Annotated in this window: 17 protein-coding genes; 7 read left to right on the forward strand and 10 right to left on the reverse strand. The window is 72.1% G+C overall.

Going from position 1 to position 16,603, the window contains the following annotated elements:
* Positions 1-15: 15 nt before the first annotated feature.
* Positions 16-732 (forward strand): 2-oxoglutarate/malate transporter, encoded by a 717-nt coding sequence (locus tag ACFZDL_RS29655; protein WP_353596396.1) that lies wholly within the window; start codon positions 16-18, stop codon positions 730-732.
* 40 nt (positions 733-772) lie between these two features.
* Here the strand turns inward: ACFZDL_RS29655 and ACFZDL_RS29660 are convergent, their stop codons facing one another.
* Positions 773-1,492 (reverse strand): TetR/AcrR family transcriptional regulator, encoded by a 720-nt coding sequence (locus ACFZDL_RS29660; protein ID WP_353596395.1) that lies wholly within the window; start codon positions 1,490-1,492, stop codon positions 773-775.
* A gap of 105 nt (positions 1,493-1,597) precedes the next feature.
* On the opposite strand from ACFZDL_RS29660, the gene ACFZDL_RS29665 reads away from it, so the two are divergent.
* The 3 genes from ACFZDL_RS29665 to ACFZDL_RS29675 all read left to right on the forward strand — a co-directional run bounded on the left by ACFZDL_RS29665 (position 1,598) and on the right by ACFZDL_RS29675 (position 4,530).
* Complete coding sequence (locus ACFZDL_RS29665) at positions 1,598-3,034, forward strand: MDR family MFS transporter (RefSeq protein ID WP_353596394.1); 1,437 nt, start codon at positions 1,598-1,600, stop codon at positions 3,032-3,034.
* A gap of 101 nt (positions 3,035-3,135) precedes the next feature.
* Entirely contained in the window at positions 3,136-3,387 is a 252-nt protein-coding gene (locus ACFZDL_RS29670; protein WP_353596393.1) for a DUF6296 family protein, read from the forward strand.
* Between the two features lie 144 nt (positions 3,388-3,531).
* On the forward strand, positions 3,532-4,530 hold the full coding sequence (locus tag ACFZDL_RS29675; RefSeq protein WP_353596392.1) for a sigma-70 family RNA polymerase sigma factor: 999 nt from the start codon (positions 3,532-3,534) through the stop codon (positions 4,528-4,530).
* On the opposite strand, the gene ACFZDL_RS29680 is transcribed toward ACFZDL_RS29675, so the two are convergent.
* Positions 4,429-4,893, reverse strand: a complete 465-nt coding sequence (locus ACFZDL_RS29680) for an STAS domain-containing protein (protein ID WP_353596391.1) — start codon at positions 4,891-4,893, stop codon at positions 4,429-4,431. The genes ACFZDL_RS29675 and ACFZDL_RS29680 overlap by 102 nt on opposite strands.
* A 99-nt stretch (positions 4,894-4,992) precedes the next feature.
* Between ACFZDL_RS29680 and ACFZDL_RS29685 the strand changes: the two genes are divergently transcribed.
* Positions 4,993-5,493: a GNAT family N-acetyltransferase gene (locus ACFZDL_RS29685; protein WP_353596390.1), complete on the forward strand. Its 501-nt coding sequence runs from the start codon at positions 4,993-4,995 to the stop codon at positions 5,491-5,493.
* A gap of 18 nt (positions 5,494-5,511) precedes the next feature.
* Positions 5,512-6,960, forward strand: a complete 1,449-nt coding sequence (locus ACFZDL_RS29690) for a hypothetical protein (protein WP_353596389.1) — start codon at positions 5,512-5,514, stop codon at positions 6,958-6,960.
* Here ACFZDL_RS29690 and ACFZDL_RS29695 read toward each other — a convergent pair.
* The 4 genes from ACFZDL_RS29695 to ACFZDL_RS29710 form a co-directional block, all read right to left on the reverse strand.
* Positions 6,893-8,914, reverse strand: a complete 2,022-nt coding sequence (locus ACFZDL_RS29695) for an AMP-binding protein (protein ID WP_353596388.1) — start codon at positions 8,912-8,914, stop codon at positions 6,893-6,895. The two genes, ACFZDL_RS29690 and ACFZDL_RS29695, sit on opposite strands and share 68 nt — an antisense overlap.
* Before the next feature lie 119 nt (positions 8,915-9,033).
* Entirely contained in the window at positions 9,034-9,735 is a 702-nt protein-coding gene (locus ACFZDL_RS29700) for a glycoside hydrolase family 75 protein (protein ID WP_353596387.1), read from the reverse strand.
* A gap of 197 nt (positions 9,736-9,932) precedes the next feature.
* Positions 9,933-10,775: a class II fructose-bisphosphate aldolase gene (locus ACFZDL_RS29705; RefSeq protein WP_353596386.1), complete on the reverse strand. Its 843-nt coding sequence runs from the start codon at positions 10,773-10,775 to the stop codon at positions 9,933-9,935.
* 86 nt (positions 10,776-10,861) lie between these two features.
* Positions 10,862-11,752 (reverse strand): SIS domain-containing protein, encoded by an 891-nt coding sequence (locus ACFZDL_RS29710; protein ID WP_353596385.1) that lies wholly within the window; start codon positions 11,750-11,752, stop codon positions 10,862-10,864.
* 175 nt (positions 11,753-11,927) lie between these two features.
* Between ACFZDL_RS29710 and ACFZDL_RS29715 the strand changes: the two genes are divergently transcribed.
* On the forward strand, positions 11,928-12,713 hold the full coding sequence (locus ACFZDL_RS29715) for a DeoR/GlpR family DNA-binding transcription regulator (RefSeq protein ID WP_353596384.1): 786 nt from the start codon (positions 11,928-11,930) through the stop codon (positions 12,711-12,713).
* A 21-nt stretch (positions 12,714-12,734) separates the two neighbouring features.
* On the opposite strand, the gene ACFZDL_RS29720 is transcribed toward ACFZDL_RS29715, so the two are convergent.
* The 4 genes from ACFZDL_RS29720 to ACFZDL_RS29735 all read right to left on the reverse strand — a co-directional run.
* Complete coding sequence (locus ACFZDL_RS29720) at positions 12,735-13,970, reverse strand: MFS transporter (protein ID WP_353596383.1); 1,236 nt, start codon at positions 13,968-13,970, stop codon at positions 12,735-12,737.
* A 123-nt stretch (positions 13,971-14,093) separates the two neighbouring features.
* Positions 14,094-14,567, reverse strand: coding sequence for a helix-turn-helix transcriptional regulator (locus ACFZDL_RS29725; protein WP_353596382.1), 474 nt, complete (start codon positions 14,565-14,567; stop codon positions 14,094-14,096).
* Positions 14,568-14,982: 415 nt separating this feature from the next.
* The gene (locus tag ACFZDL_RS29730; protein ID WP_353596381.1) at positions 14,983-15,666 is read right to left on the reverse strand and encodes an NAD(P)H-dependent oxidoreductase; all 684 of its coding nucleotides are present in this window, start codon (positions 15,664-15,666) and stop codon (positions 14,983-14,985) included.
* On the reverse strand, positions 15,667-16,603 hold a 937-nt coding region (locus ACFZDL_RS29735; protein ID WP_353596380.1), incomplete at its 5' end, for a thioesterase domain-containing protein.

Raw genomic sequence — 16,603 nt, forward strand, 5'->3', positions numbered from 1 at the left:
GCTTATAATGAATACATGCTACGTCAATCATGGTGGCCGTTCCACGGGACGGCGATGGGCTTCTCCCGGATCAGCGGTATCGCCGCCCTCGGCTTTGCCTTCCTGATCGTGTTCAGCAATGTGATCCAGGTCCCCGCCGGTATGCCCCTCACCGGCGCCGATGTGGACGAGGTCGACGCGTTCTTCGGTGCGAAGGCGGGTGTCGTCGGCGTCGGGTCCGCCCTCACCCCCGCCGCCTGGGCCTTGGCCACGCTGTTCGGCGCGGGCGCGGTGTCCGCGCTGTGGCGGTCCGAGCGCGACCGGGGCGAGGCGTGGTCGCTCCTCGGCTTCGCCGGTCTGATCCTGCAGAACGCGGCCTTCGCCGGCGTCATCGCGGTGCGCCTCGCGCTCGCGTCGACGGCCGGGGACCGCGCCGCCGGGACCTCGGGGCTGTGGGCGTTCCATGACGCGCTGTTCACCCTCAACGGCACCTTCCTGGCCCTCGCCCTCGTCGGCCTGTCCGTCGGCGGCCTGCGGAGCGGGCTCATCCGGTCCTGGCACGGCGCCCTGGGGCTGCTGTCGGCCGCGCTGCTGTTCGCCTCGGCCACCCTCGTCCCCCTGGTCATCGACCACGCGGGCCCCTTGGGCCTCCTCGGCCTGGTCGGCTGGCTGATGTGGGTCGTCTGGCTCGCCGCGTACGGCACCGCCCTGATCCGGCTGAACCCGGCCGGGCGGTCCTGCGCGCCGGGCTGACCGGCGGCTGAGGGCCCCCGCCGACGTGGGCGCGCGTCGCTCAGCCCCGGGTCCCCGCTTCCGGGCGGGGCCCGGGCGCGTACGCGCGCAGGAAGAACCGCACCCCGCCGGCCACCAGCTCGTCGATCAGCGCGTCGTCGACCTCCACGGCGCCGAACAGCGAGCGGTTGTTCACCCGGCCGGTGATCAGAAGGCCGAAGTACTCAGCCGCCTCGACCGGGTCGGCGATGTCGAGCAGCCCGGCCTCCGCGAACCGTGCCAGCCGCTCGGCGATGGCCCGCTGCGCCGGTCCCACCGAGCCCGCGCGGCGCCGCAGGGCGGGGAAGTGGCCGGCCTCGGCGCTGATCAGCCGGACCAGGGCCGTCCGCACGGGCGACCGCAGGACGGCGGTCGCGAACTCCCGGCCGAACGCGATCAGCGCTGCCTCCAGCTCCGCTGCCCTGGGCCCCTGCCCGCCGGTTCCCGGCGCGGTCGCGGCGGTGGCGGTGGCGGTGACGGTGACAGTGTCCAAGGTGTGGTCGAGCAGCGCCTGGAACCCCTCCTCCTGCGCCGCCTCGGTCTCCTCGATGGCCGCCAGGAACAGGCGTTCCTTGTCGCCGAAGTAGTCGTAGATGGTGCGCTTGGAGACCTTCGCGTCGGCGGCGATCGCGTCCACGCTCGCGCGTGCGTACCCCTCGTTCACGAAGATCCGCAGCGCGGCCGCGACGATGGCGGCGCGCTTCTCGGGTGAGCCCTGGCGAAGGGGGGCCTGGCGGGGCATGGGCGCTCCTGGTCTGGGGCCGCGGGTGCGGCGAGGTCGGTGCGTGCTGGGGAACTGCACGGTGCAGTGTACAGAGCTACACTGCACCGTGTAGTTTCCTTCTCCATGAGTGACCGATCGCCTCAACGCCCCACGTCCCCCGATCCGGCCCCCGGACCCGCCCGCGCGCCCGCGCGGCTCGACGCGGCGCTGCTCCGGCTGGCCGCGATCGTCGTCGTCGGCGCGCTGACCTCAATGCTCGACATGACCATGGTCACCGTCGCGCTGGCCGGTGTCGCCCGTGACGTCGACGCCTCGGTAGCCGTGATCCAGTGGGTCAGCACCGGCTATCTGCTGGCCATCGCCATGGTCATCCCCGTCACCGGATGGGCCGCCGAGCGCTTCGGCGCCAAGAAGGTCTGGCTGTTCGCGCTCACGGTCTTCACGGCCGGTTCGGCGCTGTGCGGCACCGCGTGGTCGGTGGGCAGTCTGATCGCCTTCAGGGCGCTCCAGGGCGTCGGCGGCGGCATGATCGTGCCGCTGAGCATGGCCATCCTGGCCCAGGCGGCCGGGCCCGAGCGGCGCGGCCGGGTGATGAGCGTCGTGGCGATACCCGCACAGCTCGCCCCGATCGCCGGTCCGCCGCTGGGTGGACTGCTGGTGGAGGGCCCCGGCTGGCGATGGATCTTCTATGTCAACGTGCCGATCGGCCTGCTGGCCGTCGTGTTGGCCTGGCGGGGCATCCCCCGCGCCCCGCGCCCCGCGGCCGCCGGGCCGTCGCTGGACGTGCTGGGCCTCGCCCTGCTGTCACCGGCCCTCGCCGCGCTCACCTACGGCCTCTACCGCACCAGCGTGCCAACCACCGCCGCCGGAGCGGTGCTGCTCGCCACCTTCACGCTGCACGCCCTGCGCACCCGCGGCACGCCCGTCGTGGACCCGCGGCTGTTCGCCCGGCGGCCCTTCGCCGCCGCGTCCGCGCTGAACTTCCTCTCCCGGATGTCGATTTTCGGGGCCATGCTCCTGATGCCGCTCTACTACCAGCAGGTACGCGGCCACAGCGCGCTCACCGCCGGGCTGCTGCTGATTCCGCAGAGCCTGGGCACCATGGCCGCCCTGCCGCTGGTGGGCCGGGCGACCGACCGTGTCGGCGCCCGCCCGGTCGTACTGGCCGGGATCGCCGCCGCCCTGCCCGCGGCCGTGGTCTGTGCCCGGATGGGCTCGGACACCAGTGAGCTGCTGCTGTCCGCCGCGCTGTTCGTATGGGGCCTGGCCACGGCCGCCGCCACCGTGCCGGTGATGGCGGCCGCGTACCACGGCCTCGAGCCGGCCGCGATCCCGCGCGCGACCAGCGCCATCACCACGGTCCAGACCGTGGGCGCCTCCGTCGGCGCGGCGGTCCTGGGCACGATCCTGGGGCACCGGACGGCCGGTCGGCCGGGTGCCCCCGCCGAGGCCTTCGCGGACACCTTCTGGTGGATCGTGGCCTTCTGCGTCCTGGCGTTCGCCCCCGCGCTGCTGCTGCCGAGCCCGCCCCGCGCGCCGCGCGGAACATCCCGGAGCTGAAGCGTGTGTCCGGTCGCGCTCTTGCGCGTTCGGGCCCGTTCGATAGTGTTGAATGTCCCGGTTTGGGGAGTGGGCGGGATGGCGTGGCAGGAGGGCGTGTTATGGCGCGTCGTGAGAGATACGAGCTGATCTTCGTGCATCCGGACGCTTCGGCCCAGGCCGTCGAGGACGTGGCCGAGGACGTCGTGGTGGTGCACCGCACGGACAGCAGCGGGCCGGGCGGCCACCCCGTGTACGCGGACGACACCGGCATCGTGCGGGCCGAGATAAGCGACCGCGCCGAGGTCCGGATGCTGGCCAGCGGCGGGCATCAGGTGCACTCCTCCGCGGTGCGCGCGCGCCCCGTCGGCTGAGCCTCCCGGGCCCCGCGGGCGCCGTCCCACCTGCGCCGTTCGCCTGCGAGGAAGCTGCCGGTGGGCCTGGCGCCGGGGGATTGTCAGACCCGGCCGCTACCTTGCGACCAAGGGATTGCCGGAGGGTCGACAGGGAGCCTTGCGATGACTGACGTGACGGTGACGGAAAGCGCGGCCGGGATCGAGCCGCAGCTGGAGCGGCACCGGGTGGAGCTGACCGGCTACTGCTACCGGATGCTGGGCTCGGCGTTCGAGGCAGAGGACGCCGTGCAGGAGACCATGGTCCGGGCCTGGCGGGCCTTCGACCGGTTCGAGGGCCGGTCGGCGCTGCGGTCGTGGCTGTACCGCATCGCGACCAACGTGTGCCTGGACATGCTGGGCGGCAGCCGGCGCCGCGCCCGGCCCATGGACCTGACGTCGGTGGCGACGGCTTCCTCGCCCCTCGGCCCGCCCCTGCCGGAGACCGCGTGGGTCGGGCCGGCCCCCGACGGCCGGATCGTGGCAGAGGGTGGCGATCCGGCCGAGCTGGCCACCCAGCGGGAGTCCGTGCGGCTGGCGTTCATCGCCGCTCTGCAGCACCTGGCGCCCCGGCAGCGGGCGGTGCTGATCCTGCGGGAGGTGCTGGCCTGGAAGGCCGCCGAGGTCGCCGAGCTGCTGGACACCACGGTCGCGTCGGTCAACAGCGCGCTGCAGCGCGCGCGGGCCACCATCGCCGCCAGCGGGATCAGCGCCACCGACCCCGTCAAGCCGCTGGACGAGGAGCAGCGCGCCCTGCTCGCCCGGTATGTGGATGCCTTCGAGCGCTACGACCTCGACTCCCTCACCTCCCTGCTGCACGAGGACGCGACGCTGTCGATGCCGCCCTACTCGCTGTGGATGCGCGGCCACGCCGACATCCGCGGGTGGCTGCTGGGCAAGGGCATAGGCTGCTGCGGCTCCCGGCTGATCCCGACGGTGGCGAACGGCTCGCCCGCCTTCGGTCAGTACCGCCCCGCCTCGGACGGCGGCCATGAGCCATGGGCGCTCCAGGTCATCGAGGTGTCAGCCGGCCGGATCACCGCGCTCAACTCCTTCCTGGACACCGCGCGCCTCTTCCCCCTGTTCGGCCTGCCCGCCCGCCTCGACCCCGTCGACGCCCGGTAGGCCCGCCGTGGGCACCACGGTGTCGAGGCCCGAGCGGGCGAGAGCGGCCCGCAGCTCGCCGCCCGCCCCGCGCAGCCGGATCCCGCTGCCCAGGCGCCGGGCGGTGAGCTGCAGCCGGGCCAGCGCCTCGAGCACGGCCAGGTCCGGGGCGCGCACCGCGGCCACGTCCACCACGATCGGACCGGCCCCCGCGCCATGCGACACCAGCTCGCGCAGGCGTGCGCACAGCCCGGGCACCTCGGCGCGGCCGACCATGGGGTCCAGGACCAGCACGGCCGGGGTGTCCACCGTGGGGTCACCAGGGCCGCCGGCGGGCTCGGGATCCGGGCCGCGGGGCGTCGGCGTCCCGTCATGAGCGGTCAACGTCCACCTCCTCTCGGTGAGTTCGTCCTCTTGGTGCGTTCACCCTGGAAGACCGGCCGGTGCCGGGAAATTCATCGCCCGGGATGGCAGGATCTGTACATGACGAGTGATCGGCCCGGGAGGGCGGCGGCCGGGCCCGCGGACGCGGTGCGGCGGCTGCGGGCGGGGCGGGAGGACGAGGCCGAGGCGCTGAGCGAGCTGGCGCTCAGGTCCAAGGGCCATTGGGGGTACGACGAGGCGTTCCTGGCCGCCTGCCGGGAGGAACTGCGGCTGCGCCCGGGCGAGGTGGCGGCCCGTAGGACGACGGTCGCGGAGCAGGGCGGGCGGATCCTGGGCTTCGCCACCCTGGAGGGAGACGGCCCCGAGGGTGAGCTGGGGATGCTGTTCGTGGACCCGGACGCGATCGGCGGGGGAGTGGGCCGCCTGCTGTACCGGCATGTGCTGCGGGAGGCGGGCCGGCTCGGCTTCACACGGCTGACCATCGAGGCCGACCCCAACGCCGAGTCTTTCTATCTGGCGATGGGCGCACAGCGGGTCGGCGACGCGCCGTCCGGATCCATCCCGGACCGGGCCCTGCCGCTGCTGGCCGCCTGGCCCTGACTGCCGGAGCCCTCCTGGGTGCGCGCGTGGACCGGCGGGGCACCGGCCGTGCACATCGGCAACGTCGGCGACTTCAACGCCCAGTTCGCCGGCGGTTCGCCCGCGGTGCGGCGCGCCGGCGGCCACTACGCCTGCCTGGCCGCCTTCTACAGCCCCCATCCGCGGATCCTCGTGCTCCCGCGGCAGATCGACGACTTCTGGGCGCGCGAGCTGTCGCGCGTGCTGGAGTGGCAAGACGTTGCGGTGTACGGCGCGGTCGCGGGCGAGGACGGCGGGGTGGCGGAGGGGCTGCGGTCCAGGCCGGCGCTGCTGGAGCGGATCCGGCGGTCCGGGCTGCAGGTGATCACCTGGGGCCGCACTCCGGAATCCGAGCGGCTGTTCGCCGGGGCTCGGCCGACGGCCGGGACCGGGCCCGGGTCCGGGTCCGCGCCCGGGTCCGGGGCAAGCCCGGGGTCCGGGCCCGACGTCGGACCGGACGGCTTCGGCCGGGCGCTGCGCGTGACGCGCCGTTATGAGTCCAAGGCAGCCGCCCACCAGCTGTTCCGCACGCTCGCCCCGGCCCATCCCGGCATCGTCGTCCCCGCGCAGGAGCGCGTGACATCGCGTCGCGGGGCCGCCCGCGCGCTGGCCGCCCGTGCCGCAGCCGGAGCCACGGTGGTGGTGAAGGCCGAGTACGGAGTGGGCGGCCATGGCACCACCGTGGTGACGCCCGGCCAGGTCGCCGAGTCCGGCGGCGCCCGGGCCCTCGCCAGACGACTGGCCCGGGGCACCGTGCTGATCGAGGAGTACGTCCACGGCTCCGGCCCCCTGCGGAACCTGACCTTCGACGCCGTCGTCGACGACGGGGGCGCCGTCCACCCCGTCGGCGTGGGCGTGATGGACATCGACGGGACGAACTACCAGGGGGTCACGGTCGGCCCGGGGGCCGTCCCCGACGCGCCCGCCGGAGTCGCCGAGCGGTTCGCGACGGCCGTGGGCCGGGCCCTGGCCGCCGAGGGCTACCAGGGCTGGTACGACGTCGACTTCGTCATGGACCGGGCGGGTCGGCTCGCCCCCGTCGAGATCAACCTCCGGCTCACCGGCCCGGCCGTGGCGTTCATGATCCAGGCCAGGCTGGCCCGGCTCCGGGGCGGCCGGCCCCTCGTACGGACCCTGGACCGGCTGCCGCTGGGCGCCCGGCTCCCCGCCGCGGCGCTGGCCGGCCACCTCGGCGAGGTGTCCCGCCGGTGCCGCGCGCTCGGGGTGACGCTGCTGCCGACCGTGGTGACCGCGGCCTTCGAGCCCGACCCCTCTGTGGGCGTGGCGCTCGCGGCCCGCACAACCGGGGCCTTGGACGCGGCGGAGGCGGTAGTGCGCTCGGCCAACGACGCCCTGGGCGGGATGTTCACGGACGCCGGCGTCAGCTCCGGTCCGCCGTCCGGGGCCGCGCCACGACGAACGCGAGGACCACGACGGCGGCGATCATGAGCGTGACGTTGAAGGCGTAGACGAGGGCGGCCTGCCGCGCCCAGTCCGTCTTGGCCGCGAGCCGGTAGTAGTTGTCCTGCGGCCACCACGCGATCAGCAGCCAGGCCACCGCGAGATGCGCGGCGCTCGTCAGGGCGGGGGAGCGCCCCTGGCGGTCCATCAACGGCCGCCCGCAGAACAGGAATCCCATCCCCAGCCCGAAGGCCAGCGACTCACAGAGGTACAGCCCGGTGAACAGCGCCGCCCAGGGCTGGGGAACCAGCGACAGATCGGTCGAATACGGCCACAGAGCGTCGGTGAGAAACATGGACAGAAAGGAGAAGAACAGCGTGAGCACCGCGACGGAGCCCCATACGCCGCACCCGTCGCCCCCGTCACCCGACACCGCCCCCTTCCCGCCCGGCGCGCGCCGTGTGGCATCGCGCTGTGCCGGCAGCGGAAGACCGCTCCGGTCGAGCTTGCCGGCCCGGGTGCGGGGCAGCGAGGTCACCCGGACCACCGAGCGCGGGGTCCGGGGGGACGGCAGCCGGGTGGCCAGGAACAGTCTGAGCTCGCTCGGGTTGACCTCGCCGCCGTCCACGGGGGTGACATAGGCGGTCAGGGTCTTGTGGCCCTGGGCGTTGTCGATGTCGGTGACCAGGCACTCCCCGACCGAGGGATGCCCGCGCAGCACCGCCTCGGCGTCGGCGTGCGAGCCCACCCGGCCGAGGTGTTCGAGCCCCCCGTCGTCACGCATCCGGCCGAGGTCGCCGGTGCGCAGGAAGCGACCGGCGGCGAAGGCCGGGCCATTGAGATAGCCGCGGCCCACGACCGGTCCCTTGATGCCCAGTTCGCCCCGCGCCCCCCAGGCGGCCGGCGCCCCGCCCCGGCCGAGCACCGCCAGGTCCGCGCCGGGGAAGGCCGTGCCGATCGGCGAGACGCGCTCGGGGTGGTCGGTCGTCGCGGGCCGGTCGGGCAGCTCGAAGTACGCGCCCGATCCGGCGGCCTCGGTCACGCCGTAGACGTTCAGGATCCGCACATGCGGCCCCAGGGTCCGGCGCAGGGCCTGCTGCTCGTCCAGGTACCAGCTGTCGCCCGAGACCGCGATCAGCCGTACGTCCGCGAGGTCCGCGCCCCGCGACCGCAGGTGCCGGTGCAGACCGCGTACGGTGGGGACGTCGCACGCCACGACGGTGACCGCCCGGTCGACGATCAACCGGTGCAGCGGGGCGGCGTCGCCCGCCCGGTCCAGATCCTCGTCCCGGCCCGCCAGCACCAGCGTGCCGCCCGAGCACAGCGCGCGGACCCAGTCGGCCGTGAATCCGGCGAACTCCGACGGCGTCGTCTGAAGGTGGCGGTCGTCGGGAGAGAGGCGGTACACCACCCGCCACCCCTCGTAGGCGCCGGCCAGAGTGCGGTGTTCGAGCAGAACGCCCCGCGGCATCCGCCCGGCCGTGCCGGAGGTGTACAGCACACACGCCAGGTCAGCGGCGCCGACCCCGGCGTCCAGCGGTTCCCCGGACCGGGCGGCGATGGCCTCGGCCTGGGTGTCCAGGCAGATCACCGGCCGGCCCGAGCGGACCGTGTCGGACACCATGACCCGCAGCGACTCCCGGGTGACCGCGGCGAAGAGCCCCGGGTCCGCGAGTATCTGCCGCAGCACCGGCGGCGGCGCGTCCGGCTCCACGGGCACATACGCCCCGCCCGCCTTGAGCACCGCGAGCACCGCGGTCAGGACCTCGGCATCGCGGCCCAGGCACACCGCCACCGGCCCGCCCCGGGGCAGGCCCGCATCCCGCAGATGACGGGCCAACCGGTTGGCCCTTTCGTCCAGTTCACGGTACGTCAGCTGCTGTGAACCCGATATGACGGCGACCGCGTCGGGCGTGCGGCGCGCGTGGTCCTCGTACAGCTGGTGGACGCACCGTCGTGCGCGAGAGGCGGAATCCTGGGATGCGGGCGGCTCCTGCGGCATGACGTGTCCCCCGGCGGTCGTCGGATCGGCCCTGCGCCTGATCTGTGATCATGCCCAGGGCCGCGCTTCCGCACACTGGCACGCCGGACCGGTGGCCGGCGGTTGCACCCGGGTAGGGGTCAGTTGTTCTGAATGAACTGCTTGGCCAGGCCGTCGCCCACGGAGACCGCCTTGGCGTGGTTCTCGATGGGGGAGACCGAGGAGTTCTTGAACAGGATGTACGTCACGCCCGAGTCCGCGCCGCCGGTCTCCGGGTCGGGGTCTATCCCCAGCGCGTTGGCCGTCGCGTAGGACGCCTCGCCGATTATCTTGGTGGGGCCGGTGTCGCCGACCACGGCGTACTCCACCTTGTTGTTGTAGACGACGGCGACGACGCCGCCGCCCTTGATGCCCGCCTGGCTGTAGTTCCAGGTGGAGCTGGCGCTCGGCACCACCACGTACGGCAGCTTGTCGGCGATGAGCGGCTTGCCGTCCGACTGGTGGAAGGCCGTGTCGTCCTGGAACCACGGGTCGGTGTCCTCATTGCACCGCGAGGTGACCTGGCCGTCGCAGTCGATGTCCATGTCGGCCTTCCAGAAGACCGCCCCGTTGGCGCCGCAGACCGGGATGGTGGCCGAGGTCTCGTCGTCGGTGCGGTACTTGCCGTTGGATATCTGCGAACAGCTCTGCACCTTGGCGAGTAACTGGGCCGCCGTGACCGTGCCTTCGCTGGCCGACTCGGGGGCCGGTGCCGGGCCCCGGGTGGCGGCACCGGCGCCCGTGGTGACGGAGACGGCCAGCAGACCGGCGCCGGCGAGCGCGAACGCGAGTCGCTTACGCATGACACACCCCTTTGTTAGGAACCTTTCCTAACCTCCCTTGCAGCGTGGACGACTTGATAAGCTCATGTCAACAGTGAGGGCGCGGATCGTGGTTCGGGCACCGAGGGGACCTGGTGCGACGAAGGGGCGCCGCCCCCGACGCCCCGGCGGACACCCCGGCCGGCGTCGGAGGCGGCGTCAGGGGGCGTCAGGGGGCGTCAGGGGGCGACGGCCCGCAGCAGCGGGAGCAGACGGGCCACCTCGCGCGCCACCGCGTCGCGGGCCTTGGCGACATAGCGGCGCGGGTCGACGGCCTCGGGATGGGCCGCGAGGTGGTCGCGGATCGCCCGCGTGTAGGCCACGTTGAGGTGGGTGGCGATGTTCACCTTCGTCAGGCCCGCCTCCACCGCACGGGTCAGATCCGCCTCGGGCACGCCGGAGGAGCCGTGCAGCACCAGCGGTACGGGCACGGCCGCGCGCAGGGCCGCCACCAGCCCGAGGTCCACCACCGCCTCCTTGACGACCATCGCGTGGGAGGTGCCGACCGCGACCGCGAGCGCGTCCACACCGGTCGCCCCGACATAGGCGGCGGCCTCGGCCGGATCCGTACGGGCCCCCGGCGCGTGGACCCCGTCCTTCCCGCCGACTTCGCCCAGCTCGGCCTCCACCCACACCCCTTGGGCGTGGCAGTCGGCGGTGACCTCGGCGGTGGCTGCCACATTGGCCTCGTAGCCCAGCGCGGAGGCGTCGAACATCACCGACCCGAATCCGAGCCCGACCGCCTCCCGCACCAGGGCCGGGTCGGTCGCGTGATCCAGGTGCACGGCGACCGGCACCCGCGCCGCGGCCGCGACCTCCACGGCCGCCCGCCCGATGGCGGCCAGCGCCCCGTGGTACCGCACGGCGTTCTCGCTGATCTGCAGGATGACCGGAGCGCCGGCCGCCTCCGCCCCGGCGACGATCGCCTGCGCGTGCTCGATCTGGATGACGTTGAACGCCCCCGCGCCGAGCCCGGCCCGTACGGCCGGCCCGACGATCTCGCCGGTCGCCACCAGTGGCATGGCCCGGCTCCTTCCGCTGTTCGTTGGTCTGGGTTGTCCCGCTCTCAGCACTGGGCGGCGGCCCGGCAGCGCGCCGGGCCGCGCGGTCACCCGAGGATCACCGAGCGGGTCAGATGCCGGGGCCGGTCCGGGTCGAGGCCGCGCGCCTGGGCGATCGCGACGGCGAGCCGCTGCACCGCCACCAGTTCGGCCACCGGGTCCCGTCCGTCCCCGACCAGCCGGCCGCCGGCGGCCGCGATCTCCTCCTCCAGCCCGCAGGCGCCCTCGCCGAGCCACCACACCACGCTCTTGGGGCCGGTGACGCTGATCGGACCGTGCCGGAACTCCATCACCGGATAGGCCTCGGTCCACGCCCCCGCCGCCTCGCGCATCTTGAGCGCGGCCTCCTGCGCCAGTCCGTACGTCCAGCCCCGCCCGAGGAAGGTGAACTGCTCGGCGTCCAGCAGGCCGTCGGCCACCGGCGCGGCGACGGCGGCGCGCCCGTCGGCCTCCAGGCGGTCGAGCGAGGTGCCCAGGTGGGCCCGCAACAGGACGAGCTCGGTGGTCGCGAAGCGGGTCTGTACGACGGACTCCTCGTCGGCAAAGTCGAGCAGGATCACCGAGTCCGCCACTTCGGTGACGGGGGAGCCGGGCACGGCGGTGACCACCGTGGTCGGCGCGGTGCCGCGCAAGCGGCCGAGGAGTTCGAGCACTTCGGTCGTGGTGCCGGACCGGCACAGCGCGAGCACCCGGTCGTAACGGCGGCCCATCGGCATCTCCGAGGCGGCGAACGCGTCCGTCTCCCCCTGGCCCGCCGACTCCCGCAGCGCCGCGTACGACTGGGCGATGAACCACGACGTGCCGCATCCGACCACGGCGACCCGCTCGCCCGCCCGGGGCAGCGCCTCCCGTACCGCTCCGCCCGGCTCCCGGACCAGATCCGCGGCGCGGCGCCAGCAGTCCGGCTGGCTGGCGATCTCGGCCTCGGTGTAGCTCATGCGGCTCCCCTTGTCATGCGTGAATGAGCAGACGGCGTGATCTGAGTTGCATCGTACGGGCCGATAATGCGCATGATTTTGCAGAGAAGTCCAGCGCTCCCCGTCAGGCGCGATAGGGTGAGCGGCGCGGTCGACGACGGGCGAGCGCGGGCGAGGACGGGGTGAGGGAGACGGCGTGAAACGGCCCGAACGCTGGAACGCCCTGCTGGAGCTGTTGGCCCGGGACGGCAAGGTCGACCTCGAACAGGCGGCGGCCGAGCTCTCGGTGTCCGCTGCGACGATCCGCCGCGACCTCGACGAACTCGCCCGACAGCAGATGCTCACCCGCACGCGCGGCGGCGCGGTGGCGCACAACGTGTCCTACGACCTCCCGCTGCGCTACAAGACCGCCCGGCGCGCATCCGAGAAGCAGCGGATCGGCGCCGCCGTCGCCCAGATGGTCGACCCCGGCGCGATCGTCGGCCTCAACGGCGGGACCACGACGACCGAGGCGGCCCGTGCCATCGCCACCCGCGCGGACCTGACCGCCCCCGGCGGCGCCCCCGCCGTCACCATCGTGACGAACGCGCTGAACATCGCCGGTGAGCTGGCCGTGCGCCCACAGATCAAGATCGTGCTCACCGGCGGGGTAGCCCGTCCCCAGTCCTTCGAGCTGATGGGCCCGTTGGCCACCGGGGTGCTCGACCAGGTCTCCCTCGATGTGGCGGTCATCGGTGTGGACGCGCTGGACCTCACTCAGGGCGCCACCGCCCACCACGAGGGCGAGGCGAGCATCAACCACCTGATGGCCCGCCGCGCGGAGCGGGTGGTCGTGGTGGCCGACAGCACCAAGCTGGGCCACCGCGCCTTCGCCCGTATCTGCGCGATCGACGAGATCGATGTGCTGGTCACCGACACCGGCGCCCCTGACGACCTCGTCGCCCGCTTCACCGAGGCCGACATCCGGGTCATCCAGGCCTGAGTGCTGCCCTGACGGGCGGGTTCAGGCGGTGGCCGGCTCACGCTCGGAGTTGCGGGCGAGGGCCAGCCACACGCAGACGATCAGCGGCAGGACCAGCGCCGCGAGGTTCGTCCCCGTCCATCCCAGCTGGGAGAACACCATGTTGGCCGAGAACGAGGCCACGGCGCCCACACACGCGGTGCTGCCCTCGATCGTGGCCTGGACACGCCCGCCCTTTCCCTGCGGGTAGCAACGGACCGCATAGGCGCTGCCGGAGACATACGCGAGATTCCATCCCACGCCCACGAGCCCCAACGACACCATGAACGCGGACATCCCCGTGCCGAGCGAACCGATGCCGGCCCCTGTGACCAGGAGAAACGCCCCCAGCGTCCCGGTCCAGCGAGGGCCCCACGCGGTGGTCAGCCTGCCGCTGAACAAGGCGGGGGCGAACATCCCCACCATGTGCCACTGGATGATCATGGCTCCCTGGGACAAGGAGTGCCCGGCGTGCTTGCTGCCGATCGGGCCGACGGCCATCAGCATGGTCATCACGCCCGTGGACACCGCCAGCAAGGAGAAGGCCCTGCGGAAGTCACTGGTGTGCACGACATCGCGGACGCGCGTGGCCTGGGCCGTTTCCTCCTCCTCCGCGTCGGCATCCGCCTCCGTCGGACGAGGCGAGGCGGGTCGCACGGCGAGGATGACGGGCACGACGGCGAACGCCAGGCACGACACCAACAGGTAGGAGCCGGCGAACTCGGCTCCCATGAGGCCACTGCTCTCGGTCGCGGCCCAGGGGCCGACGATCGCCGCTGCCACACCACCGCAGAGAACCGTGCTCAGCGCCCTGGTCCGGGATGCCTTGGGCACCAGGTCCGCCGCGAGGAACCGGAAGTAGCCCCCCGTCGACCGGTACACCCCGACCATGGCGGTCCCCACGCACAAGGTGAGGAAGGAATCCGTCTGGACGGCGAGCATGGAGACCAGGCCACCGGTCACCGCGATACAGGCGCCCACCGCCAGGACCGTGCGATGTCCGTAACGCGCGGAAAGCATTCCGGTCGCGTACGAAGCGATGGTTCCGGTCACCGTCATCAGGGTGAGCGGCACCGTCGCCAGGGCGGCCGCCGGCGCCATCTCGAGACCGACGACGGCCGTCAGGGTCAGATCGACGCTGACGCCCGCGTAGTAGAGGAATTGGCAGAGCGTGAGAAGGTAGACCGGTCTGCCCAGTCGGTGCGTCTCCGCGGTGGCCGGACGGGCCGCTTCTGCCACGGACTTCCCTGCACTCGTCTCGCTGTCCACTGATTCAGTTCTCTCCGTCACGAGGCCGTCTGCGGATACGGCCGCCATCGCGGGCACTTCTGGCGTGGGGGACCGCTGTAAAAGGAGAAATGGTCACGCTCTGTCCGGCGAGAGAACCACGATGGCCATGTGACGCCCTGTCAGGTTTAAGTTCTTGGCCAGGGAACTCAGCACGTCCGCATAGATTCCGCCGTTTAGCGCATCAGGTGTCACCGCGCCCCGTTCGGGCAGGTATGCGAGTACCACATCCGGCGCATCCTCACGAGGGCTGCTCGCGGGGGAATTTCGCTGCCGAGAGTTGGGATCGGCCGACCTGAATCGATTGCCGCGGGCCGAAATCAACAGTGACTCAAATCTTTCACGGTCATCGGCGGGCAGATCCAGGGCCTTTACCAGAAGACGGAGAGTTTCCTTCCGCGGTCTGGCCACTTTCCCGCGTTCCAGATCCCGGATGGCGCGCACGCTGAGCGTTGAGAAGTCCGCCAGCTCCTGTTGTGTCATTCCGCATGATATTCGATACTCCCGAAGAATCTCCCCGAATTGGGAAGATTTCTCAGATATGCTCACGACATCCCTTTCCATGGACATTGCCCCATATCGAGAGGCTAGTGCACTGGATTTAGACAGGCCGATCCCCGGGCTCCTGCCCCGTGACGGGGCATCAGCGAGGGCGGGGGCATGTGTGAGGTGGAGAAGAATTCGACATGCGCCAAAAGGTTTCAGCGTGGCGGCGCTTCCGGGCCGTGTCAAAGATTGCGCGCCCGGCTAATCCTGTCTTGGGGTGTGGTTTTATGGCCACCCGTCCCAATGTACTGTCCCCCGTCCAGATTCGAACGATCCCCGCAGACCGCTCTCAGCTGCTCCGCATTGAGCCACTGACGGTCCCACTCTGGTCATGGATCAATATATTGAACGCCGTCCCGAAAGCTAAAGTGCCGCCCGCAGGGGTGTCAAGGGCTTTGGCAATATGTGGCCGTGCCGGTCAGATCTGTGCCGGGGCAAGCTCCCGCAGCGCGGGTGTTTCCCTCTGTTGCGCCTTCAACATCCGTCGCATCAAGGCGAACTCGACGACGTGCTCGGCCACCAGCTCAAGGCGTTCGGCCACCTGTGGATCCTGCACCCGGCCGTCGGCGTCGAACGAAGTGGTCTCCGTATTGATCGTGACACCGAGCGGAGTGGGCCAGCCACGCAGCGCGTGAACGCTCGTCCGGAGCGCGGCAACCGCCGACGCCGACGCCTGCCAGCCCCCGGCGACCGATATGCAGCCCACGGCCCGGTCCGAGAAGTACGGCCGCCGGTCCGCGCGCAGTTCCTCCATGTAGTCGAGTGCGTTCTTCACCATTCCCGAGATCGAGCCATGGTAGGCGGGCGTGGCGATAATCAGGCCGTCTGCCGACGAGACGGCTTCGACGAGTGCTCTCGCCCGTTCGGGCCGCTCTGCCGCCGTATATTCGTACAGCGGCATCACCAGGTCCGGCCCGCTGATCAGTTTCACTCGCGCGCCCCGGCGGACAGCCGCGGCGAGGGCGATGCGCAAGGCCTTCTCCGCGGTCGAGCCCGCCCTGTTGGACCCGCCGATTCCCACTACCTGGACCGCTTCCGGCACGATGCCCTCACTCTCTTCCCGCACCACAAGTCCCCTGACATCCGCCGCCGCGCGCCCCATTCAGGCCGACACCGCCCTTCGAAGTCGCGCCGCCAGGCGCGGACCGATGACCGCAAGCGCCTCGGGCCCGGTCATGGCGCCGTGTGCGACGGGTACCTCGGTCACCTCGATGGCCCCGGCCACGTACGGGCGCCACGCCTCCGGAGTCGGCCAGCCGTCCCCTCTGCCCACCGCGGCGGAGAAGAAGAGCAGATCACCACGGAAGACATGGCCGCTGATCGCCCCCGACAGCGCGACATGGGTGGCGAACACCTGGGGGAGCAGCGCGAGCGCCCGCGCCGGGAGAAGCGAGAGAAGGCTGCCCGGCTCCGCCGCGAGGCTGAGGAACCGCTCCTCGTCGATATCGGGCGAACGGTCGTCGACCGCCGCCTCGGTGCCCTCGCCCGCGGAGCCTCCCGACGCCGCCAGCAGGCCCACCGAGTCCAGAAGGGCGCCGAGACCGGATGCCTCGTCCGTCAGCTGCGGTACGACCGGATAACCGTCGAGAACGGCGACGAGCCCGACCTCATCGCCTTCCGACTGCAGCCGCGCGGCGATCTCCTGCACCACGCCGGCCCCGAAGGACCAGCCGACGAGATGGTACGGGCCGGTGGCCTGCACCTTCCTGATGTGTCCGATGTACGTCTCGGCGATCTCCGCAAGACTGCCGGGACGCTCAGCCGGATCGGAGAGCATCGGCGACTGGAGGACGTAGAGCGGGGTGTCGGCGTCCAGATACCGCAGCAGCCCCGCATAGACCCATCCGATGCCGACCGCGGGGTGGACACAGAACACCGGAGGCCTGTGACCGCCGGCGCGCAGCGGCAGCATCACCGCCAGCGGATCAGCCGTCTCGATGGCGTCCGCTCCGCCTGTGCCGGAGTCGATGAGTGCGGCCAGTCCGGCGATGGTGGGTGTGTTGAACAGTGTGCGGATGCCGAGTTCCACGGCTCGTCCG

This window comes from Streptomyces sp. NPDC007917, from assembly GCF_042959105.1.
GTDB lineage: Bacteria > Actinomycetota > Actinomycetes > Streptomycetales > Streptomycetaceae > Streptomyces.

Coding starts and splice junctions, on each gene's coding strand:
- ACFZDL_RS29655 (WP_353596396.1), top strand. CDS start 16: ATGCTACGTCAATCATGGTGGCCGTTCCACGGGACGGCGATGGGCTTC.
- ACFZDL_RS29660 (WP_353596395.1), bottom strand. CDS start 1,492: ATGCCCCGCCAGGCCCCCCTTCGCCAGGGCTCACCCGAGAAGCGCGCC.
- ACFZDL_RS29665 (WP_353596394.1), top strand. CDS start 1,598: ATGAGTGACCGATCGCCTCAACGCCCCACGTCCCCCGATCCGGCCCCC.
- ACFZDL_RS29670 (WP_353596393.1), top strand. CDS start 3,136: ATGGCGCGTCGTGAGAGATACGAGCTGATCTTCGTGCATCCGGACGCT.
- ACFZDL_RS29675 (WP_353596392.1), top strand. CDS start 3,532: ATGACTGACGTGACGGTGACGGAAAGCGCGGCCGGGATCGAGCCGCAG.
- ACFZDL_RS29685 (WP_353596390.1), top strand. CDS start 4,993: ATGACGAGTGATCGGCCCGGGAGGGCGGCGGCCGGGCCCGCGGACGCG.
- ACFZDL_RS29695 (WP_353596388.1), bottom strand. CDS start 8,914: ATGCCGCAGGAGCCGCCCGCATCCCAGGATTCCGCCTCTCGCGCACGA.
- ACFZDL_RS29700 (WP_353596387.1), bottom strand. CDS start 9,735: ATGCGTAAGCGACTCGCGTTCGCGCTCGCCGGCGCCGGTCTGCTGGCC.
- ACFZDL_RS29705 (WP_353596386.1), bottom strand. CDS start 10,775: ATGCCACTGGTGGCGACCGGCGAGATCGTCGGGCCGGCCGTACGGGCC.
- ACFZDL_RS29710 (WP_353596385.1), bottom strand. CDS start 11,752: ATGAGCTACACCGAGGCCGAGATCGCCAGCCAGCCGGACTGCTGGCGC.
- ACFZDL_RS29730 (WP_353596381.1), bottom strand. CDS start 15,666: ATGGGGCGCGCGGCGGCGGATGTCAGGGGACTTGTGGTGCGGGAAGAG.